Origin of the sequence: Litchfieldia sinesaloumensis (genome assembly GCF_900156865.1) — a bacterium.
GTDB classification, from domain to species: domain Bacteria; phylum Bacillota; class Bacilli; order Bacillales; family Bacillaceae_L; genus Ferdinandcohnia; species Ferdinandcohnia sinesaloumensis.
In genome coordinates, this window is record NZ_LT732529.1 from 1897276 (window position 1) to 1917688 (window position 20413).

Annotated in this window: 24 protein-coding genes and 1 riboswitch; of the genes, 1 reads left to right on the forward strand and 23 read right to left on the reverse strand. The window is 37.6% G+C overall.

The window, feature by feature from the left end:
• Positions 1 to 3: 3 nt before the first annotated feature.
• Together ribD and CZ490_RS09470 are read right to left on the reverse strand one after the other, a co-directional pair.
• The gene (gene ribD / locus CZ490_RS09465) at positions 4 to 1080 is read right to left on the reverse strand and encodes a bifunctional diaminohydroxyphosphoribosylaminopyrimidine deaminase/5-amino-6-(5-phosphoribosylamino)uracil reductase RibD (protein WP_077621016.1); all 1077 of its coding nucleotides are present in this window, start codon (positions 1078 to 1080) and stop codon (positions 4 to 6) included.
• Positions 1081 to 1279: 199 nt separating this feature from the next.
• A riboswitch (FMN riboswitch) is annotated at positions 1280 to 1473 on the reverse strand.
• A 275-nt stretch (positions 1474 to 1748) separates the two neighbouring features.
• Positions 1749 to 2183: a peptidylprolyl isomerase gene (locus tag CZ490_RS09470; RefSeq protein WP_077618663.1), complete on the reverse strand. Its 435-nt coding sequence runs from the start codon at positions 2181 to 2183 to the stop codon at positions 1749 to 1751.
• 190 nt (positions 2184 to 2373) lie between these two features.
• Here CZ490_RS09470 and CZ490_RS09475 point away from each other — a divergent pair, with 190 nt between their 5' ends.
• Positions 2374 to 3243, forward strand: coding sequence for a DUF1002 domain-containing protein (locus tag CZ490_RS09475; protein WP_077618664.1), 870 nt, complete (start codon positions 2374 to 2376; stop codon positions 3241 to 3243).
• Positions 3244 to 3297: 54 nt separating this feature from the next.
• On the opposite strand, the gene lysA is transcribed toward CZ490_RS09475, so the two are convergent.
• The 21 genes from lysA to CZ490_RS09575 all read right to left on the reverse strand — a co-directional run bounded on the left by lysA (position 3298) and on the right by CZ490_RS09575 (position 20368).
• On the reverse strand, positions 3298 to 4617 hold the full coding sequence (gene lysA, locus CZ490_RS09480) for a diaminopimelate decarboxylase (RefSeq protein ID WP_077618665.1): 1320 nt from the start codon (positions 4615 to 4617) through the stop codon (positions 3298 to 3300).
• 176 nt (positions 4618 to 4793) lie between these two features.
• A complete protein-coding gene (locus tag CZ490_RS09485) occupies positions 4794 to 6224 on the reverse strand; it encodes a spore germination protein (protein WP_327078409.1) in 1431 nt (476 codons plus the stop codon).
• The gene (gene spoVAEA / locus CZ490_RS09490) at positions 6214 to 6834 is read right to left on the reverse strand and encodes a stage V sporulation protein SpoVABEA (RefSeq protein WP_077618666.1); all 621 of its coding nucleotides are present in this window, start codon (positions 6832 to 6834) and stop codon (positions 6214 to 6216) included. Before spoVAEA ends, CZ490_RS09485 begins: the two co-directional genes overlap by 11 nt.
• A gap of 5 nt (positions 6835 to 6839) precedes the next feature.
• On the reverse strand, positions 6840 to 7190 hold the full coding sequence (gene spoVAE / locus CZ490_RS09495; RefSeq protein WP_077618667.1) for a stage V sporulation protein AE: 351 nt from the start codon (positions 7188 to 7190) through the stop codon (positions 6840 to 6842).
• Between the two features lie 2 nt (positions 7191 to 7192).
• Positions 7193 to 8209 (reverse strand): stage V sporulation protein AD, encoded by a 1017-nt coding sequence (spoVAD, locus tag CZ490_RS09500; RefSeq protein WP_077618668.1) that lies wholly within the window; start codon positions 8207 to 8209, stop codon positions 7193 to 7195.
• 22 nt (positions 8210 to 8231) lie between these two features.
• On the reverse strand, positions 8232 to 8693 hold the full coding sequence (gene spoVAC / locus CZ490_RS09505; RefSeq protein ID WP_077621018.1) for a stage V sporulation protein AC: 462 nt from the start codon (positions 8691 to 8693) through the stop codon (positions 8232 to 8234).
• A 46-nt stretch (positions 8694 to 8739) separates the two neighbouring features.
• Positions 8740 to 9159: a stage V sporulation protein AB gene (locus tag CZ490_RS09510; RefSeq protein ID WP_077618669.1), complete on the reverse strand. Its 420-nt coding sequence runs from the start codon at positions 9157 to 9159 to the stop codon at positions 8740 to 8742.
• Positions 9149 to 9769 carry a stage V sporulation protein AA gene (locus tag CZ490_RS09515; protein ID WP_077618670.1) on the reverse strand — a complete coding sequence of 207 codons (621 nt, stop codon included), beginning with the start codon at positions 9767 to 9769 and terminating at the stop codon, positions 9149 to 9151. The genes CZ490_RS09510 and CZ490_RS09515 overlap by 11 nt, the downstream gene beginning before the upstream one ends.
• Before the next feature lie 12 nt (positions 9770 to 9781).
• A complete protein-coding gene (locus CZ490_RS22910; protein WP_268762070.1) occupies positions 9782 to 9913 on the reverse strand; it encodes a hypothetical protein in 132 nt (43 codons plus the stop codon).
• A 102-nt stretch (positions 9914 to 10015) separates the two neighbouring features.
• The gene (gene sigF / locus CZ490_RS09520; protein ID WP_077618671.1) at positions 10016 to 10774 is read right to left on the reverse strand and encodes an RNA polymerase sporulation sigma factor SigF; all 759 of its coding nucleotides are present in this window, start codon (positions 10772 to 10774) and stop codon (positions 10016 to 10018) included.
• A gap of 12 nt (positions 10775 to 10786) precedes the next feature.
• Positions 10787 to 11227 carry an anti-sigma F factor gene (gene spoIIAB / locus CZ490_RS09525; protein WP_077618672.1) on the reverse strand — a complete coding sequence of 147 codons (441 nt, stop codon included), beginning with the start codon at positions 11225 to 11227 and terminating at the stop codon, positions 10787 to 10789.
• Positions 11227 to 11577, reverse strand: a complete 351-nt coding sequence (gene spoIIAA, locus CZ490_RS09530) for an anti-sigma F factor antagonist (RefSeq protein ID WP_077618673.1) — start codon at positions 11575 to 11577, stop codon at positions 11227 to 11229. The genes spoIIAB and spoIIAA overlap by 1 nt, the downstream gene beginning before the upstream one ends.
• 343 nt (positions 11578 to 11920) lie before the next feature.
• On the reverse strand, positions 11921 to 13084 hold the full coding sequence (locus CZ490_RS09535) for a D-alanyl-D-alanine carboxypeptidase family protein (RefSeq protein ID WP_077618674.1): 1164 nt from the start codon (positions 13082 to 13084) through the stop codon (positions 11921 to 11923).
• 162 nt (positions 13085 to 13246) lie between these two features.
• Entirely contained in the window at positions 13247 to 14548 is a 1302-nt protein-coding gene (locus CZ490_RS09540) for a pyrimidine-nucleoside phosphorylase (RefSeq protein ID WP_077618675.1), read from the reverse strand.
• Positions 14549 to 14586: 38 nt separating this feature from the next.
• Entirely contained in the window at positions 14587 to 15777 is a 1191-nt protein-coding gene (gene deoB / locus CZ490_RS09545) for a phosphopentomutase (RefSeq protein WP_077618676.1), read from the reverse strand.
• Positions 15778 to 15998: 221 nt separating this feature from the next.
• Positions 15999 to 16889 (reverse strand): site-specific tyrosine recombinase XerD, encoded by an 891-nt coding sequence (gene xerD / locus CZ490_RS09550; protein WP_077618677.1) that lies wholly within the window; start codon positions 16887 to 16889, stop codon positions 15999 to 16001.
• Between the two features lie 6 nt (positions 16890 to 16895).
• Positions 16896 to 17123, reverse strand: a complete 228-nt coding sequence (locus tag CZ490_RS09555; RefSeq protein WP_077618678.1) for a YqzK family protein — start codon at positions 17121 to 17123, stop codon at positions 16896 to 16898.
• A gap of 167 nt (positions 17124 to 17290) precedes the next feature.
• On the reverse strand, positions 17291 to 17764 hold the full coding sequence (fur, locus tag CZ490_RS09560; RefSeq protein WP_077618679.1) for a ferric iron uptake transcriptional regulator: 474 nt from the start codon (positions 17762 to 17764) through the stop codon (positions 17291 to 17293).
• 113 nt (positions 17765 to 17877) lie between these two features.
• Complete coding sequence (gene spoIIM / locus CZ490_RS09565) at positions 17878 to 18525, reverse strand: stage II sporulation protein M (RefSeq protein WP_077618680.1); 648 nt, start codon at positions 18523 to 18525, stop codon at positions 17878 to 17880.
• A gap of 115 nt (positions 18526 to 18640) precedes the next feature.
• Positions 18641 to 19810, reverse strand: a complete 1170-nt coding sequence (locus tag CZ490_RS09570; protein ID WP_077618681.1) for an endonuclease Q family protein — start codon at positions 19808 to 19810, stop codon at positions 18641 to 18643.
• A gap of 6 nt (positions 19811 to 19816) precedes the next feature.
• Entirely contained in the window at positions 19817 to 20368 is a 552-nt protein-coding gene (locus CZ490_RS09575; RefSeq protein WP_077618682.1) for an NUDIX hydrolase, read from the reverse strand.
• Positions 20369 to 20413: the final 45 nt, after the last annotated feature.

Here is a 20413-nt window from a genome sequence, read left to right on the forward strand (position 1 = left end):
TATTCACCTCTGTTTCGGTTCAGCTACAACTTTTATGTCGTTACCGACTAGTTCCACAGATTTAATGTTTAATTGTAGTGCTTCATTAATTGATTGGATTCCAGCTCCACCAATAGCTGTAGGTGCTTGCTTGCCCCCAATTAGTTTTGGTGCAAGATATAGAATTACTTGATTAATGGCTTTTTCCTTTAGAAAGCTACCATTCACTTCTGCCCCACCTTCAACAAAAACGGAGGAAATACCTTCTTCAGCAAGTAGTGTAAGCACCGAACTAATCGATAGGCTGGACTCTTGTAACTGAAGGACCCTTACACCTTTTTTATCTAAAAATGAATTAATTCTCTCTTTACCCACTTTATTTGTTACGACAATCCATGTCTCGGCCATACCATCATTCACAACCTGTGAATCTAATGGTGTCCTTAAAGTCGAGTCTAAGATTATCCGAATAGGGTTTTTTCCTGTACCATTTGGAAGTCTAGTTGTTAAACTTGGGTTATCCACAAGCACTGTATTAACCCCGACGAGAATGGCGTCGTGGATACTTCGATATAAATGCACATCACTTCTTGCAGCCTCACCTGTAATCCATTTGCTCTCACCACTCACAGTGGCAATCTTTCCATCCAAAGTAGTCGCAGATTTTAAAGTAACATAAGGAACTTTTTTATCCAGGTAATGATAGAATACAGCGTTTAACTCATCTGCTTGTTCCTTGCATACACCAACCTCTACTTCAATCCCCGCTGCTTTTAATTTTGCAATACCATTTCCAGCAACCAAGGGGTTTGGATCTGTTGTCGCAATAACCACTCGTTTGACTTGATTATTTACCAATAAATCCGCACATGGTGGGGTTTTACCATGGTGACTACAAGGCTCCAAGGTAACATAGACCGTTGCGTTATGTGCTTTATCACCGGCCATACGTATAGCATGGACCTCAGCATGAGGTTCTCCTGCTTTTAAGTGTGCGCCAATGCCGACAACTCGTCCTTCATTCACAACAACTGCACCCACAACTGGGTTTGGTGTTGTTTGACCAACACCAGCACTTGCCACATTTATCGCTAAATTCATGTAATCCTGATCTCTCACTAATAACACTCCTTTCTCTTATCATGTACTTGTAGCGTGTTTCCAATCTTCGTTTGTAAAAAGAAAAAGACCTCGGATAATCATTCCGGGGTCTTTGTGGATGTAATTAAAGTATCAAAATATGTATTTTTGCCCAACTCAAATAAAGGTATCATGGACAATTTTTTTCACATACCGTACTAAAATCCTTCTCCCATCCAGACTTTAACTGTCGGCCTTGGATTCTCACCAAAGTCCACCATTTTAACTAAAATCAAAGTTTTATGACTACATTGAGCCTATCAACATCAAAAGTTGATATTAAAATGGGTCACGGGCTTAGAACAATTGTTCATCACCGTCGGTAAGGAATTTCACCTAACCCCGAAGGAAACATATTTAATTAGTTTAGCGATTTAGAACAGTATAATATACTACTTGTATTTTGTCGAATTATTCACTTTCCCATACTATTAAGAAAACGTCATTGATTTATATTTAAACAATAAAAATCCAATAAATGAATCCCCATGCCAAAGATAGTATAAGGAGCATGAAAAGTACAATCCATCTTCCTTTTCCCATTTAGTCTCACCTCATGCACTATTATAGGACAAAAAAAGAAAAAGACACAACAGAAGACTTGTTGTGTCTTGTATCTTACTATCTAATTATTCTTCCCAAACTTTAACTTCTTTCATAACGTCACCTTGTTTAATCCGGTAAACTGATTCCAACCCTTCTATTACTTGACCGAATACTGTATGTACTCCATCTAGATGAGGTTGTGGCTCATGGACGATGAAAAATTGACTTCCACCAGTGTCTTTTCCAGCATGTGCCATGGATAATGCTCCTGCTACATGCTTATGTGGATTTCCTTCAGTTTCGCATTTTATAGAATATCCTGGTCCACCAGTACCGTTACCACGTGGGCAACCACCTTGGGCAACAAAACCTGGGATTACTCGGTGAAATGTTAAACCATTATAAAACCCTTCGGTAGCAAGCTTTTCAAAGTTTTCTACAGTCCCAGGTGCTTCATTTGGATATAGCTCAATTACAATTTTTTCTCCGTTTTCAAATTCGATGCTAGCTTTTTTCATTTGAAACCTCCGCTCATTTTCTTTCGTCCATATGTATAGACGAGTTCATTTTACTATAAATGATTCGAATAATCCAACCTGAAAGGAAGTGTTTTCCTCTAAAGACAGACAAAAAGATATATTTGGTTAAGAATAATGTATAATAAGTACGATGAAGTACCTGTTTTGAAAATTAAAGGAGGAAATAATTTTGAGATATAAAATTATACTCACGTTTTTACTCGTATTTTCACTCATTTTTCCATCACTCAGTTTCGCAGACGCTGCACCAGGAGATGTGATTATTACACTTGGCGAAAACCTGACAGAATCACAGAAAGAGGCCATTTTAAAAGAAATGAATGCGCCAGAGAACCCTCAAATTGTCATTGTTACAAACGAGGAAGAGCATCAGTATCTCGGTAACTACATACCCAAGGCTAAGATTGGGACACGAGCATTATCTTCAGCTTCTATCACAATTGGAGAAGAAGGATCTGGATTAGATGTTACTGTTACTAAAAATATCACAACAATTACAGAAGAAATGTATGCTAATGCACTAATTACTGCTGGTGTAAAGGATGCTAAAATTTTCGTAACGGCACCTGGTAATGTTTCAGGAACAGCCGCTCTAACAGGATTAATTAAGGCCTATGAAATTTCGTCCGACATCGTAATTCCCGAAGATGTAAAGCAAGCCGCCAATGAAGAAATGGTAGAAACGACGAAATTAAGTGAGAAATTCGGTGCTGAAGATGCCGCAGCTTTAATGGCAAAAATTAAGGATGAAATCGCAAAAAACGCACCAAAAAATGATGAAGAACTTCGCACAATTATTATTAATGCAGCTAATGATTTAGGCATTACACTTACAGATGCAGACATAGCACGTCTAATGGATTTATTTAATAAGTTAATGGAACTAAATATTGACTGGAACCAAGTTGGAGAACAGTTGCATCTAGCTAAGGAAAAGTTAACAAACTTCCTTGGTTCAGAAGAGGGCCAAAACTTTTTAGATAAGCTTAAAGAATTCTTTGTCAACCTTATTGACGCAATTAAAAATTTCTTCAAATAATGAATTAGTAAAAACCCACGAATTTATTTTCGTGGGTTTTATGGGTATTACTACTTATTCTGTTACTTTTGATTTTAAAGGAATGTCTAATCTTACAAGATCCTCATAATTTTCTCGTTGAACAACAAGCTGTGCTTCCCCATTTTCTACAAATACAACTGCAGGTCTTGGGATTCGATTATAGTTGTTAGCCATTGAGTAACCATATGCACCTGTACAGAAAACAGCTAACATGTCATCTGAGTTTGCTTTTGGTAATGGTAAATCCCAAATAAGCATATCCCCAGATTCGCAACATTTCCCAGCAACTGATACAGTTTCTTCAATCGGATCCTTAACTCGATTAGCTAAGACTGCCTCATATTTTGCTTGATATAATGCAGGTCTAATATTATCTGTCATACCTCCATCGATTGCAAGATAGTGGCGGATGTTAGGTACTTCTTTACGAGAACCTACTGAATAAATGGTTGTTCCAGCATCTCCGACAATTGATCTACCTGGCTCGATCCAGATTTCAGGAATGTCAATGGAGAGCTCATCAGCAAGTTTCTTAACTTCACCAATAATAGCTTCAACATATTCGGAAGCTGGAAGTGGTTTATCCTCTTCCGTATAGCGGATACCAAAGCCTCCACCTAAATTTAATACCTTAGGTACAAAATTAAAACGTTCATTCCAATTCTTTAGTTTAGCAAACATCTTCTGAGCAGCAAGTAAAAATCCTGTTGTCTCAAAAATTTGCGAGCCGATATGAGAATGAATCCCTAACAAGTTTAAAGATTCTGAATGTAGAGCTTGTTCAACAGCTTGGTCGGCCTGTCCATTCTCTAATCCAAATCCAAACTTAGAATCTTCTTGTCCAGTCGTTATATAATCATGGGTATGTGCTTCAACTCCAGGAGTTACGCGCAATAAGACTTTAGCATTTGCATTGTTCTCGAGACAAACTTGTTCTAATAATGATAGTTCATAAAAGTTATCAACAACAATACAGCCCACTTTATTTTTAATCGCCATATCTAATTCTTCATAACTTTTGTTGTTTCCATGAAAATGAATACGCTCTACTGGGAATCCAGCTTGTAGTGCTGTATATAATTCTCCTCCCGAAACAACATCGAGTGAGAGTCCTTCCTCTTCCGCTAATTGAATCATTGCAATTGTTGAAAAGGCTTTACTTGCGTATGCTACTTGAGCTGAGACATTTAGTCTTTTAAACGTTTCGCGAAAACCTCTTGCACGTTCTCTGATAAGTGCTACGTCGTACACATATAAAGGTGTGCCATATTGTTTCGCTAATTCTACTGTGTCTACTCCACCAATTTCTAAGTGGTTTTTTTCGTTTACTTTGCTTGTTCCATGCAAATACATAAATTCCCCTCGTTCCTTCAAAGTGTGTACTCATCAGAGCCCTATATAAGGTACCTTTTTCAAAACGTACCTATTGCTAAAAGAAAGACAGCCGATACATATAGTCATCAGCTGTCTTTATCTTTTTAACGCTGTGCTATGAAAAATAGATTAACACATCGTTTTATATGGTGCAACTATTGTTTGAACGGTTTTTGAGGGTGTACAATACTTGGTCTTAACTTCGCTCCAGGTACAGAACTACGTATTAATATTTGCATAAGCGCTTTTCCATTAAACGGTAAAAACGGCCATAAATATGGAGTATTTAGGGACCTAATGCTTGCTAATAACAAGACGTAAACTGTACAACCAATAATAAATCCTGGTACCTTAAAAATAGCAACAAGCACTAATAAAAATAATCTTGCAATTTTATTTGCAGCACTTAATTCATAACTAGGCGTAGCAAATGTACCGACGGCTGCAACGGCTACATATAGGATGACCTCGGGACCGAACAATCCAACATCAATAGCAATTTGACCTATTAGTGCCGCTGCAATTAAACCCATTGCAGTTGATAACGGTGTAGGCGTATGTATAGCCGCCATCCTTAAAAATTCTATCCCCATATCCGCAAGAAAGATCTGGACGACAATTGGGATATTTGATTTCTCGTTAGGGCCAATATAATCAATTGCTTTTGGAATCATATCTGGCTCTAGTACTAATAAGAACCAGAGCGGTAGCAGAAAGATTGAAGCTAATATTCCGAGAAACCTTATCCACCGTAATAAGGTACCAACAGCAGGGGCTTGTCTGTATTCTTCTGCATGTTGTACATGATGAAACATCGTAGTCGGGGTAATGATTACACTAGGTGATGTATCTACCATTATAACTACGTGACCCTCCAGTAAATGGGTAGCTGCAACATCTGGGCGTTCTGTATATCTCACTAATGGGTACGGATTATAACCTTGATTTACAATAAACTCCTCAATTGTCTTATCAGCCATTGTTAAACCATCAACATTTATTGAATTCAGCTCTTTTTTAATAATGTCAACTAAATCTGGGTTGGCTACATCTTGAATATAGGATATACAAATATCTGTTTTTGACCGTTCTCCAACTTGAATGATTTCATTTCTAAGTCTCTCATCGCGTATCCTTCTTCTAGTCAATGCAGTATTTACAATTAAATTTTCAACATATCCATCACGTGCGCCACGAATCACTTTTTCCGTATCTGGTTCTTCCGGTTGTCTACCCGGATAGCTTCGAACATCAACGGCTATTCCGGAATCTTCCCCTTCTACTAAAAAGAGGATGAGTCCTGAAAGGATTGTATCTACTGCTTCATCTAGATTTTTAATTGTAGACACTTGTTGATGAACAAGTCGATTCTCAATAATACGAAATGCTTGATCAGAACTGTATTCATTATCATTTATATTTACAAGTTCCTCTAAAATTTCAATAATAAATGAAGTATCACATAACCCATTTAAAAAATAGAGATGAACTTCTTTCTTTAAAAGCTTGATTTTTCTAACACCGATGTCAAAATTTCCAGAACCTAAACCTAGTCGTGATTCGAAAAACGTATGGTTACTTTCCAAATCTGGAGAGATTGGAGTCTTTGTTATATTCCTTCCTTTTCCGATCGTAACCACTCCTTTCGAGTATTAGATCCACCGCTTTTCTAGTAATGGGTGCACCCATTTTAATATCATCCTTACGTGCCATTTTTCCAATATCACCAATACCTACAATTATTGGTACATCTAATTCATCTAAGCAATACACAGTATCGCCATTAATACGACCAATATCATATTCTGCTATCCCACTTTTATCGACACCATACTCGGTTAAGTTTCCGTCCCGGTCAATACTTATATCCACCTTGGCCCATTCTGTTTGATGCGTCTTTGAAGCTACTGCTATAATACCGAGTACTTCAATTTTTGAATGCGTCGCCACATACTTTAATGCATGCTCACCCGCTCCTTCGCCTAAATACCCGCTGTCATCAAACATCACAAATACAGGTTCTTGATTAGTTTGGAGAATATATTCAACCATTTGCTTCCCCGATAGAGTTGTCGGGTTTCCTTGGGATTTGGATATACAGCGTCCTCCGACTTCTTTTGCAATAAATTCTAATGTCTTTTGTGCGTATTCATCACCATCTGTTACTAGAATAACTCTTTTTCTAGGTTCATCCATACATTCTATCCTTTCGCTCTGAAAATCAGTGCCACTATGAATGAGAATAATATAGCAGAGGATATACCTGCAGATGTTAATTCAAAGATCCCCATTCCAATTCCAATAAAACCATGTTCTTTCGCACTTTGCATTGCACCATGTAAAAGTGAATGACCGAAACTTGTAATAGGTACAGTCGCTCCGGCACCCGCGAATCTAATTAGGTTGTCATATAAATCAAAACCGTCTAAAATGGTTCCTGCTACAACAAATACACTCATCACATGAGCTGGGGTTAATTTAGCAAAATCAAGTAAAAGCTGTCCAACCAAACAAATTGTTCCACCGACTAAAAATGCATATAAATATTCCATTTTTACTCACCACCTTGAACACGTTCCAAAACTACACCATGTGCTATCGTAGGAATTGTTTCCTTTTGTTGTATCATTGTTGGATTCAGAAGTGCACCTGTTGCAACAATAAATACTTTGTTTAAATTGCCACTAATCAACTCTTTTACAATGTGTCCATATGTAACAATCGCTGAACACGCACATCCACTTCCTCCTGCAAACACTTCCTGATTAGAATGATAGAGCATAAGCCCACAATCATTATGTTTGTTACCTAAATCATATCCTTCTTCTTTAACCAATTCCTTTAATATTGGGCTTCCTACACCGGATAAATCGCCAGTAGCTATTAAGTCATACTCATCTGGTGTCATATTCAAATCCTTAAAATGTCGTACAATTGTATCCGCTGCAGCCGGAGCCATTGCAGAACCCATATCAAAAGGATTTGTAATCCCTAAGTCCGTTACCCTTCCAATTGTTGCTGACGTTATACGAATTGGACCTTTTTCTTTACTCACCAATGCAGTTCCAGCACCAGTTGCGGTATAAGTAGCTGTATCGGGTTTTTGCCCGCCATATTCTGTTGGGTAACGAAATTGTCTTTCAGCTGTCGCATTATGGCTACTTGTTGATGCTAAGATTCTGTTTGCAAATCCAGCGTCAACCAGTGCCGAACCAACTGCCAAAGTTTCCATCGAAGTTGAACATGCACCAAACATACAAAGTAACGGAATTTGATGATGTCTTGCTGCATAATTTGTTGTAATATTTTGATTTAGTAAATCACCCGCTAAAAACAGATCGATATCTTCATTTTTAAGATTGACCTTTTGCAAGCATGTTTCAATTGATTCCTCCATTAATCTGCGTTCTGCAAACTCCCAGGAGTCCTCTCCACAGTGTAATTCCTCATGCTTTGTATCAAAGGTTGAACCTAGTGGACCCTCACTCTCCTTAGGTCCTACAGCAGTGCCAGTCGATTTTAAATAGATTTGATTTTCAAATACCCAAGTTTGTTTACCAACTAACCTCATCAAAGTCCACTCCCTTAATCATTCAAGAAATTGTGAGACTAAAGAAATAACGAATCATCCCAACAATATAAGCAGAAACTGCTCCGAACACAATAACACTACCTGCTAATTTAAACATATTGGTTGCAATCCCTAGCACGATACCCTCACTTTTATATTCCATCGCAGCACTTGTCATTGAATTTGCAAACCCAGTTACTGGTACTGCCGATCCTGCACCTGCAAACTGTCCGAGCTTGTCATAGAGCCCGAGACCCGTTAACAAGGAGGAAATTAGGATAAGGGTTGCAACTGTTGGATTCCCTGCATCTTTTTCAGAGAAATCAAGAACTGTAATATAAAAATTTTGGATTCCTTGCCCTACACAGCAAATAGCTCCCCCGACTAGAAATGCTTTAAGGCAATTAAGGAAATATTTAGGTTTCGGGTGATACTTTTTTACACTATTTTTATAATCGTCTTTTATTTTTTTCTTAGTAGCCACTTCTGTGTTCACTCCTTCAAATATAAATCGGTTTAACTGAATGGTGTTATCTAACAAAGTACATCCATTGGAATAAGGAACCTGCTATTTTCCCAAAAACGATTGCCATTACCAAGATGACAATTTTACCTTCAATTCCAATTCTCTTAGCTAAAATCGGAAAAACATTCAAGACTTCTGTAAGGGCCGCAGCCAACATTCCAACAAAGATACCACTTGCCAAACCCACAGGAATTACTAAGTAATCCCATAGATAAAAAATATGATCATTAAGAGTAAACCAGCCACCAAAAACAGCGCCAAACACGACACTCCACTCGTATAAGCGGATGTATTTCATTGTTTTTGTTAATTGGGTTAGCCGCGGTATTATCCCTAAAACCGCTAAAAAGGCTACAAAGCCACCACCAACTGCAAGTCCACTTCCTAAGCCGATAAAAATGATGAAAAGTACTTTAATTGTCATCGATGTGTTTCATACTTTCTTTATTTTCTGTAAGAATCAGATAATTATCTAAATCCTGTTGGTAATTAAACATTTCTACTTCAAGTGGACTTGGTTCTTCATTCAAGCGTTTACGAAAAAAATGATTAAAAAACAGTATCATCCCTAAACCTAATCCAATTGAATAGGGAATTTGAAACAGCAAGGGTTTTGGGTCTTCGTCACCAGTTATCATGGTGTAGATGCGTAGATGAACTTCCCTCATTGACACATCCTCATGAAAATTCATCATGGTAAGTGCTGCACCCACAAATAACAAAAACCAAACTGCTACAAATAAAGCTGGGGCAAATCGTCTTTTCTTTATTGCTACTTCTATGATGGTTTGAGCAGGTCCGACTGTTTGTATGTCAGTTTGTGAAAACCTTTTCCTGATCTGCTCAATCACCTTCATTACATCAATAACAATGATATTTTTATCTCTTTTGCTGACTCGATGAATGACAATATTCTTAATTTCTTCTGCAATTTGTTCGTCAGCACTAATCTGAATAATTTGTCCAATTGTTACGGTTGCATTGGGTTGTACCAGTACGCGATGGCGCATTCGAACATAGATAGTTTTTTCCATCACTCTCACACCCTACACATTGTTTTCCTTATATATGTAGTATGTTAAATCTTTATTTTCTAATGCGATTGCACCGGAAACTCCAGTAATTACCACGACAAAATATTCAAATGCGGAAACGCCTTGAACAGCCCCGACAAGCACAAGTCGAGCTGGCTAGAAAGTTGCTCTTTGACTTTCTTGACAGATTGACTTGTGACCTCGAGGGGCTAGGCGTTAGAGCTAGACGCAAAAAAACCGAATGGATTATACATCCATTCGGTCCTTCATTTGTTGTAGTATTTTTTTCTCTAGCCTTGATACCTGTACTTGAGATATACCAAGTCTTGTCGCAACTTCTGATTGCGTTTGATCCTTATAATAACGAAGAAAGACAATTAACCTTTCCCGTTCATCAAGCTCGCGAATTGCTTCTTTTAATGCAATTTTATCAAACCACTTTGTTTCATTATTATCCGCTATTTGATCAAGCAACGTTATTGGATCGCCATCATTTTCATACACAGTTTCATGAATCGAGGAAGGGGCTCGACTTGCCTCTTGGGCTAAAACAACATCCTCAGGAGTAATTTCTAAGTACTCTGCTATCTCAACAATTGTTGGAACTCTTCCGAACTGTTTTGACAACTCATCCTTAGCCTTCCGGATTTTATTACCGGTCTCCTTTAAAGAGCGACTCACTTTTACCGTACCATCGTCTCGTATAAAACGCTGGATTTCACCAATAATCATGGGTACAGCATAAGTTGAAAATTTCACGTCATATGTTAAATCAAATTTATCAACAGATTTCAAAAGTCCAATGCAGCCGATTTGAAATAAATCATCTGGTTCATAGCCACGATTTAAAAATCGTTGTACAACAGACCAAACTAACCTCATATTCTTCTGAACGATAAGATCACGAGCTTCTTGTCGTCCTTCTTGGCTAAGTTTGATTAAATTCTTAACCTCACTGTCTTTTAAATACGTTTCACTTTTGTTGTTCTTGACCTCCACATCCATTGGCAAGTCTCCTTAATTGCATAACGCTTTACTCTTTGATAAATGCTTGATAAGCCGTAAAGTTGTACCTCTAGCTGAACCTGTTTCTACTTCAAACTCATCCATGAAATTCTCCATGATTGTAAAGCCCATACCTGATCTCTCAAGTTCTGGCTTTGTTGTAAATAATGGCTGCCTTGCTTCCTCTAGATTGTTAATTCCAATTCCTTCATCTCTAATGGTGATATAAACAGTACTGTCTTCAATCTTGCATGAAATATAGACAATCCCACTTGGATCACTTTCATATCCATGAATAATTGAGTTTGTTACGGCTTCAGACACAACTGTCTTGATTTCAGTAAGTTCATCTAAGGTTGGATCTAGTTGTGTAATAAATGATGCTACAGCAACACGAGCAAATGACTCATTTTGGCTTAGCGCAGAGAATTGAAGGTGCATCTCGTTTTTCATTACGCCACCCCCAATGACTGAAGCGCAAAAGACTCATCACGCTCTAACCGAATGATTTTGAAAAGTCCTGACATCTCAAATAGACGTTCTACCTGCGAAGAAATGGAGCAAACAACCATTTCCCCACCTAGATTTTTAATTTGCTTATATCTTCCTAAAATAACCCCTAATCCTGAGCTATCCATAAATGAAAGCTTTTCAAGATTCAATAAAATATGATTGATTTTATTACTTTCAATTGTATCCGTAACCTTTAATCGCAATTCCTCAGCTGTATGATGGTCTAGCTCACCTATTAGCCGAATGCACAACACATTGTTTTTTACCTCAAGTTCAATTCCAAGACTCACTTCACAATGCCTCCTTAAAATCGTATAGTGAGTCTTTTCTCTATTCACATAACAGAATCCTTCTTGATGACAAAACTAGTGTTCATTCGTCAAAAAAAGCTGAAAAGCGCAAGCGCTGTAGTGGAACATCGACTAAAAACTGCCACGTCCTGTGGCAAACGTCGATGCCATGCTTTGCATTTTCTTCGTGCGATGTTAATGCTCTCGAAGCCTTCCTTGTCCTGTGCAAGTCCGACAAGCACAAGAAAAGCTGGCTAGAAGGTTGTTCTTTGACCTTCTTGACAGATTGGCTTGTGACCTCGAGGGGCTAGGCGCTGGAGCTAGCCATCAGACAATTCGAAAATTACGGAGTCTTATTAAAAGAACCCATTGTTCTCTTAAACAATTTCCACCAACTTGCAGCGTCTATATCCTTCGCAGCTACAAGTGGGCTTTCACTTAGCACTTTTCCGTCCTTTTTAAGCACTAATTTCCCAATTTCATCACCTTTTTTAATTGGTGCATTAATCTTTTCATCTACAATAATTTCTTTTTGCACATCATCCACTTTTTCTCCTTTTTTCGTAAGGAGAGATATAGGTTCTGACGTTAAAAGTTTTATTTTCTTATCACTACCCTTACTAACCTTTGCTTCTGCAACTTCCTGATTTCTTTCATATAATGGGTGTGATTTATACTGACTAAATCCAAAGTCAAGCATCTTTGTAACTTGTGCGTTTCGCTCCTTCGGTGTTGGTGCTCCGAAGATTACAGATATTAAACGCATATCCTCTTTTTCAGCAGTAGCTGTTAGACAATATTTCGCCTCAGTTGTAAAGCCTGTTTTTAATCCATCAACACCAGGATAGAATCGAACTAAGCGATTCGTGTTTACAAGCCAAAATTTATTTTCGGAGTTTTCACGTAAATAATCTTCATATTGACCTGTGAATTTAGTAATATCTTCGTATTTCAATAACTCTTTTGACATGATGGCCATATCGTGTGCAGAGCTATAATGGTTATCTGCAGGGAGGCCAGTTGGATTCTGAAACAATGTATTTTTCAGGCCTAATTCTTCTACCTTATTATTCATCATTTCAACGAAAGCTTCTTCTGAACCCGCTATCTTTTCTGCCATGGCAACTGATGCATCATTGCCCGAACCGATTGCAATACCTTTTAACATTTCTTCGACTGTCATTTCTTCGCCTGGCTCAAGGAAAATCTGTGAGCCACCCATTGATGCTGCATGTTCACTTGTTCTAACTTTCTCAGAATAGGTAATACTACCTTTATCAAGGGCTTCCATGATTAACAGCATTGTCATGATTTTCGTCATGCTTGCTGGGGGAAGTTTTTCATCACTGTTTTTCTCGTAAAGAATCTTCCCTGTATCACGTTCAATTAAAATTGCAGATTTTGCATTATTCGCTAGATCAACAGTTGATTCCTGTGCAGAAGCGAAAGGGCTAAAAGTAAAGATCATGATTGTTGAAATTAACACACTAACAAAAAAGCGTTTCATCTCCAAACCCTCCATTCTTTATACCTTCCCATTTTTTCCAACAAATCAAATATTATACATAAAAAGTTATAGACATAAAGTTCTATACGTACCCTGTATCTAAAGCGGGGAGGATCAACTCAACAAAAAAAAATCCGAGGATTTTTTCTCCTCGGATTTTTTTTATGTTAATTTATCTAAGATTAAAGTTGGTGGTGTTACTTTATCTGTGGATATCGAAATGCTATCAGATAGCTTTCTTTTTATCTCAGTAACATCCTCAAAATTACTGTGAATTGTAACAAGACTTTCGCCTTTTGATACTTTGTCACCTATCTTTTTCCTTAGTACCAGACCAACTGCCAAATCGATAGTCGATTCTTTCGTTGCTCTTCCCGCACCAAGAAGCATTGCTGCCGTTCCTATTGAGTCTGCAACAATCTCTGAAACATAACCATCTTTTTCCGCCTCAAATTCAAATTGATATTTTGCTCTCGGGAGGTTTTCTGGAGAATCCACAACTGAAGCATCTCCACCTTGCGATGATAAAAATGTTTTAAAGGTTTCTAGAGCTTTTCCGTTTTTAATCGATTCTTCCAATAAGCCTCTTGCTTCTTCAAGAGAATTTGCTTTTTTAGCAAGTAAGACCATTTGACTTCCTAAAACGAGACAAAGCTCCTCCAAATCTGCCGGTCCTTCGCCTCTTAATGTATCAATTGCTTCTTTTACTTCAAGGCCATTACCAATTGCAAATCCTAGTGGTTGGCTCATATCTGAAATAATCGCCATCGTATTTCTTCCGACATTATTTCCAATGTCGACCATTGTCTTAGCTAATTCTTTCGCATCGTCTAAATCCTTCATAAAAGCTCCTGCACCTGTTTTAACATCCAAAACAATAGCGTCTGCTCCTGCTGCTATTTTTTTACTCATAATAGAGCTCGCAATCAACGGTATGCTGTTAACAGTCGCCGTAACATCTCTTAATGCATATAGTTTCTTATCCGCAGGTGTTAAATTTCCACTCTGTCCAATGACAGCGACCTTATTTTGATTTACAAGGCGAATGAATTCATCATTATTAATTTCGACATGAAAACCTGAAACAGACTCGAGTTTGTCAATCGTCCCACCAGTATGACCAAGCCCTCTTCCTGACATTTTCGCAACAGGTACACCAACTGAAGCAACAAGTGGTGCTAAGACCAGTGTTGTTGTATCACCAACACCACCAGTGCTATGCTTATCAACCTTAATACCTTCAATACCAGAAAGATCAATGGTATCACCTGACTGTACCATTGCCATTGTAAAATCGGCTTGTTCTGGTTTAGTCATTCCTTTAAAATAGACCGCCATTGTAAAAGCACTCATTTGATAATCAGGTATATCACCTTTTGTATATCCATTCACAAGAAAGTTAATTTCCTCAGCCGTCAATTCTAATCCGTCTCGTTTTTTTTCAATCAGATCAACCATTCTCATCGTTTCATCACCTTTTCTTCCTCATTAATCGACCACTATTATCCTTTATTGATTTCTGAAAGAAAGCTACTTCCATGTTTAGGCAAGGTTACATTGAAATTATCTGCTACAGTCGCACCTATATCTGCAAAAGTTGATCGTAATGGTAACTCCTTACCACTATCCATCTTCTTGTTATAAGCCAATAAAGGTACATATTCACGAGTATGATCTGTTCCAGTATGTGTTGGGTCATTTCCATGATCTGCCGTTATGATTAATAAATCATCTTCTTTAAGTTTTTCAAATACTTCTGGTAGACGTGCATCGTACTCTTCTAATGCTTTACCATATCCTTCAGGGTCTCTTCTGTGACCAAACAATGCATCAAAATCTACAAGGTTCAAGAAGCTTAATCCTGTAAAATCCATGTCCAGGGTCTCGACTAATTTATCCATACCATCCATGTTCGACTTTGTACGTAACGTTTGTGTGACCCCTTCACCATCATATATATCGGATATCTTACCGATTGCAATTACATCAAACCCACCATCACTTAACTCATTCATAACCGTTCGCTCGAATGGCTTTAATGCATAGTCATGGCGATTTGCAGTTCTTGAGAAATTACCTGGTTCGCCAACAAATGGACGAGCTATAATACGACCTACCATATATTTTTCATCAAGAGTTAATTCACGTGCAATTTCACATATTTTATAGAGTTCATCTATTGGTACAATATCCTCATGAGCTGCAATTTGTAAAACTGAATCAGCAGACGTATAGACAATCAGCTTACCCGTCTTCATATGTTCTTCGCCAAGTTCAACTAAGATTTCTGTACCTGAAGCCGGTTTGTTACCTAGTATTCCACGCCCAGTGCGTTTTTCAATTTCATCTAGAAGCTCTTTTGGAAATCCATCAGGAAAAACCTTAAATGGTGTTTCTATATGTAGACCCATAATTTCCCAGTGTCCTGTCATTGTATCTTTACCGTTTGATGCCTCTTGCATTCTTGTATAATAAGCAAGTGGCTCATCTTGAACTGGAATTCCTTGTATTTCTCTGATGTTGCTTAATCCCAACTTTGCCATGTTTGGCATATGTAGACCATTCATTTTTTCTGCAATATGTCCTAATGTATCAGAGCCCTCATCACCAAATTTCTTCGCATCTGGTGCCTCTCCAATCCCAACAGAATCCATTACAATTAAGAAAATACGCTTATATGTATATCCTGACACGTAATTCCCTCCCAATATATTCTTTATTATTTTCAACCTGTATTTTTCCCTTCAAGCTACAACTTACTCAATAATTCAACAATATGTATTGGTCAGAAGTCTGACATCTTTGAGTATACAGCGAAACTTCAATCAGTGGAAGTACTTTCATTGCTTTGATTATTAACATTCTATGACTAAAAAAAGCTAGACAATTTTTGTCTAGCAATCTACCAACAACTTTAAGCTCTTGGATGGTATGTTTTATAGACGTCTTTAAGACGAGTTTTTGTAACATGTGTGTAAATCTGAGTTGTTGAAATATCAGCATGGCCAAGCATTTCCTGAACAGCTCGTAGGTCTGCTCCATTTTCCAATAAATGTGTCGCAAATGAGTGGCGAAGTGTATGTGGGGTTAGTTCCTTTTCAATTCTCGCAGTACTCGCAATTTTCTTTAAGTTTTTCCAGAATCCTTGCCTTGTCAATCGATTTCCATGATGATTCACAAAAAAAGCATCTGTCTTCTTTTTCTTTACCAATTGTCCGCGGGCATTTTCTAAATATTGGTATAATGCCTTAGTCGCAACACTACCTAGCGGAACAATCCGCTCCTTATTCCCCTTACCTAGGCATCTGATAAATCCCATTGATAAATGGATATCTGCTAAATTTAGGTTGATCAGTTCACTTACACGAAGACCTGTTGCATATAAAAGCTCCAGCATTGCCTTATCACGAATACCAAGTGGGTTATCCAATTTCGGCGCATCTAGTAAAGCTTCGACCTCAGGCATGTTTAACACCTTAGGTAATGTACGTTCTGCTTGTGGTGTTTCAATTTGCTCTGTAGGATCATGGTCTGTTATTTTTTCTCGAAACAAAAAAGTATGGAAGGAACGTATAGATGCAATATGCCTAGCCAACGTTCTAGATGAATTTCCTTGTTCCTTTAATGTTTTCAAGAAATGAATCACTTGTATACGGTTTACCTCATTGAAGGAAGAAATATTTTCGACCTTCGCTATATATTGATAGTATTTTTTTAAGTCTCTCTCATAAGATTTAACGGTATTGGTTGCAAGTCTACGTTCAACAACTAGATAATGCAAATAATCCTTTAATTGGTCTTCCACGAATCTCTACTCCCCATTTCGGTAAAAAAACAGTAATCTATCTACCAAGCCAACCTCCTTCTCTTCAATCATTGAGGTTGCCTTAACAGAAGATCCTTCTGGTTCATCATATTTACGGTAATTTTGGTACTCTTCGTTAACCCATATAATACCATAGTAGAATAAAACTGTGCATCCGGTAAACAATACAAAAACTTTTAAAGTATCATACACGACTCGAAACCATTGTCTCATCTAGTAATCCTCCATTAGTAAATTACGCTCTTATATAAGCATCCTATTAGAAGATATGCCAAATTCACCTGGTTTTATACATGCTTATCCTTATTTTTAGGTAACGTTATCAAATCTATAACATTAGGAAAATAAAAAAAACCCTTTTCTAAAGAATAAGGGCCGTTTTAATCGAGATTATTAGTTTCTTCATCCTTTGTACTTCTATCATGACAACGATGACAAATACCGTGGAAAGTTAAACGATGGTCTTTAATGATAAAATTCCAATTCTTTTCAACAATTTCTTCAACGTCTTCTAAAAGATCCTCTTGGATTTCATCGACTGCACCACATTCAATACATACGAGGTGATGATGGAAATGTGCTGCCCCTTCCTGACGAAGGTCGTACCTGGAAACACCATCTCCGAAATTTATTTTATCAACAATTTTTAATTCGGTAAGTAATTCAAGTGTCCGATACACAGTTGCTAAGCCAATTTCAGGCGACTTTTCTTTAACAAGGAGGTAAACGTCTTCGGCACTTAAATGATCTTCTTCATGTTCAAGCAGTACCCGAACGGTCGCCTCACGCTGTGGAGTTAGCTTATAGCTAGACGAATGCAACTGTTTCTTTATTCGTTCGATCCGATTTTCCATGTCAAACTTTCCCTCCCTCGCGTTACCTCATTATTATACCAGAAGAAGGGTTACACTCCAAATAAAATAATTATAAATAACATAAAATAATAATTATCACTTAATAATTATTATCATTTATTTACCACATCAATAATCTCTTTCATTAGAACCGGTGAAGCAAATGCCTCCACTGCCGAAGCGGTTAAAATTACGAAACTCACTGCAAGCATCAAGAGTGAATATCGTGTCAATAACTGTAAGATTGGTTCGTTCATCCTTTTCATAAATTGCTGACGAATCATCTTTAGTGAGAAAGCGACCGCAACTGTACCGACAACGATAAATGTTGGGATGATTAATAGATTTTGTGGAAGTACGGAAACAAATGATAATAGAAAACCACTCCATCCCATTTGATTAACGAGAAAGCCAACCGTAAATCCAACAACTACCCCTTTTAAAAATAGCAGTATTAAAATAATCGGAAGTCCGATGATTGAAATTCCTAATAACCACATGAGTCCTACATATTTGAGATTATGAAGAAAACTTTGTTTAAACATATCGGTTGAATTTGCATACGTTCCTTCAGAAACTTCACCAAAAAAGCGACTCAAATAGAAGAAAAGATCTTCTTTTTGTATAGGGTTAAGGCTATTAACGACAATTGCTCCAAAGATGACCCCCATTAGGAACAGTACAGAAATAAATAAGTATATGGATGAATGTTCACGAAAATGGTTAGTTACGATTGTTTTATATGGCTGTTGCTTTCTCATTCTATCGTTCCTCCTATCAATCTTCTAATAGATTCTATGAGGACGAAAAGAATTCTATGACAACTTGCCAAAACTATTTCTAGTAATGCTGGTATATATTCAATAGAAAAGACCCCTATTCGGAGTCTACTTTTCCATATTTCCCACCGCCACCTGATTTTAGGCGGAGTCTTCCTTCTCGAGCTTGGATGATATGATCCACAATTGGGCCTTTTACTACACGTCTTAGCTCTTCTTCTGGTACTTCATGAAGGATGGCCATCTCAGTTTTAAAATAATCACGAAGTTTATGTAAGGTTTTCGGTCCAAGACCCGGAATAAATTCAAGCGGTACTTGATGCACATATGGTGGACGATTAGGATTAGGACCATCACTTGTTTTCAACTCCTGCAGTCTGTCAAATACACCTTTGACTAGTCCTTTATGACCGCAACTAGGACAAACTTCTTCGGTGACATCTTCAATCATTTCAAAGCATTTCTCACAAGTTGTTTTATGGTATTTACCTAACAAAGGATCTAACCCGTAATTCGCGACAACCTCTCTACCATCTTTTTTATGAAGCGCTAAGCGAAGCTCTTCAAACGTTGGCTCAATCATTTTAATAATTTGGTATTCTCTCGCAATTTTCGGTAAAGAATGAGCATCAGAATTCGATACAAAAGTATAGGAGTGCAACTCTTTTATTTGATCGGCCATATCTGTGTTCGAACTTAACCCGAGCTCTATTGCATCTATTAATTCTCCGTTAAATACTTCGGTTAATGATTGTTTGACACCTCGTCCATACATGCTTTTATAAGGCGTAAATACATGGGCTGGTATGAAAATACCTGATAATTCCTTTACCTTCCTTTGTAACTCTCGGCCATTCACATAAATTCGTTGAGAACTTAACGTAATATTTTTCATTCTTTCAGATAACCAGGCCGAAAAAATCTTCATTTTTTCAATTGTTGGCATAAACGCTAGAACATGAATGGGGCCCTTGCAGTTTTCATCATATATTTCTAGTTCACTCCCTAGGATTAACGTAACATTTTTAAACCGCAATCCACCTTCATCATAGGGATATACCTCTCCGATTTGTATTAATTCCTCAAGCTCACCAATGACTTCTGGAACATGGCAATCAATTACTCCTATCATGTCCATTCCTTTAATCTCAGTAGATTCGTGAAGGATATTTCCGATGGTAAGTGTCTTCGCTCCAGTGATTTTAACTGGTCTGCCTGAATTTGTTCTGCCTATATGGATATGCAGGTCGACATAGTAATTGTTCATCCTGATTTATTCTCCTATTGCTTGTTGTAATTGTAAATACTGTACCGCATAAGCCGTTTTCGCATCATAAATTTTCTTTTCCTTTATAAATTCAAGTGCTTCTTCCATAGTAATCTCCAATACATCCACAAATTCATCCTCGTCCAAGCCTGCTGGATTTTCGATTTTCTTTAAGCCTTTAGCGATAAAAAGATGAACCAGTTCGTCCGCAAAACCTGGTGATGTATAAAAAGAAATTAGTGGTGTAAGTGTTTCACAGACATAACCCGTTTCTTCCTCTAACTCTCTTCTTGCTGTTACCTCGGGAAGTTCACCTTTTTCTAACTTTCCTGCTGGAATTTCTACGATAACCTTTTCTAATGCTTTGCGATACTGTTGTACCATCAAAAGCTTGTTATCATCCGTTAGAGCAAGAACGGCAACGGCGCCCGGATGCTTAATTAACTCCCTCTTACTCGTATGTCCATTTGGTAATTCTACTTCTTCTATATGTAAATCAATGATTTTCCCTTCATAAAGTACGTCTCTACTGATCGTTTTTTCTAGTAAATGATCCATATTGGCCAGCTCCTTGTTCTACTAAATGGTATAACTTCATACATT

Bases quoted from the DNA above. Each gene is read 5' to 3' on its own strand.
- spoIIAB (WP_077618672.1), bottom strand. From the start codon at position 11,227: ATGAAAAACGAGATGCACCTTCAATTCTCTGCGCTAAGCCAAAATGAG.
- spoIIM (WP_077618680.1), bottom strand. From the start codon at position 18,525: ATGAGAAAGCAACAGCCATATAAAACAATCGTAACTAACCATTTTCGT.
- spoVAEA (WP_077618666.1), bottom strand. From the start codon at position 6,834: ATGGATGAACCTAGAAAAAGAGTTATTCTAGTAACAGATGGTGATGAA.
- sigF (WP_077618671.1), bottom strand. From the start codon at position 10,774: ATGGATGTGGAGGTCAAGAACAACAAAAGTGAAACGTATTTAAAAGAC.
- CZ490_RS09575 (WP_077618682.1), bottom strand. From the start codon at position 20,368: ATGGATCATTTACTAGAAAAAACGATCAGTAGAGACGTACTTTATGAA.
- spoVAE (WP_077618667.1), bottom strand. From the start codon at position 7,190: ATGGAATATTTATATGCATTTTTAGTCGGTGGAACAATTTGTTTGGTT.
- lysA (WP_077618665.1), bottom strand. From the start codon at position 4,617: ATGTATTTGCATGGAACAAGCAAAGTAAACGAAAAAAACCACTTAGAA.
- CZ490_RS09555 (WP_077618678.1), bottom strand. From the start codon at position 17,123: ATGAGACAATGGTTTCGAGTCGTGTATGATACTTTAAAAGTTTTTGTA.
- CZ490_RS09570 (WP_077618681.1), bottom strand. From the start codon at position 19,810: ATGAACAATTACTATGTCGACCTGCATATCCATATAGGCAGAACAAAT.
- CZ490_RS09470 (WP_077618663.1), bottom strand. From the start codon at position 2,183: ATGAAAAAAGCTAGCATCGAATTTGAAAACGGAGAAAAAATTGTAATT.
- spoVAD (WP_077618668.1), bottom strand. From the start codon at position 8,209: ATGAGGTTAGTTGGTAAACAAACTTGGGTATTTGAAAATCAAATCTAT.
- CZ490_RS09535 (WP_077618674.1), bottom strand. From the start codon at position 13,084: ATGAAACGCTTTTTTGTTAGTGTGTTAATTTCAACAATCATGATCTTT.
- CZ490_RS09510 (WP_077618669.1), bottom strand. From the start codon at position 9,159: ATGACAATTAAAGTACTTTTCATCATTTTTATCGGCTTAGGAAGTGGA.
- CZ490_RS09540 (WP_077618675.1), bottom strand. From the start codon at position 14,548: ATGAGAATGGTTGATCTGATTGAAAAAAAACGAGACGGATTAGAATTG.
- ribD (WP_077621016.1), bottom strand. From the start codon at position 1,080: ATGAATTTAGCGATAAATGTGGCAAGTGCTGGTGTTGGTCAAACAACA.
- CZ490_RS09515 (WP_077618670.1), bottom strand. From the start codon at position 9,769: ATGGAAAAAACTATCTATGTTCGAATGCGCCATCGCGTACTGGTACAA.
- fur (WP_077618679.1), bottom strand. From the start codon at position 17,764: ATGGAAAATCGGATCGAACGAATAAAGAAACAGTTGCATTCGTCTAGC.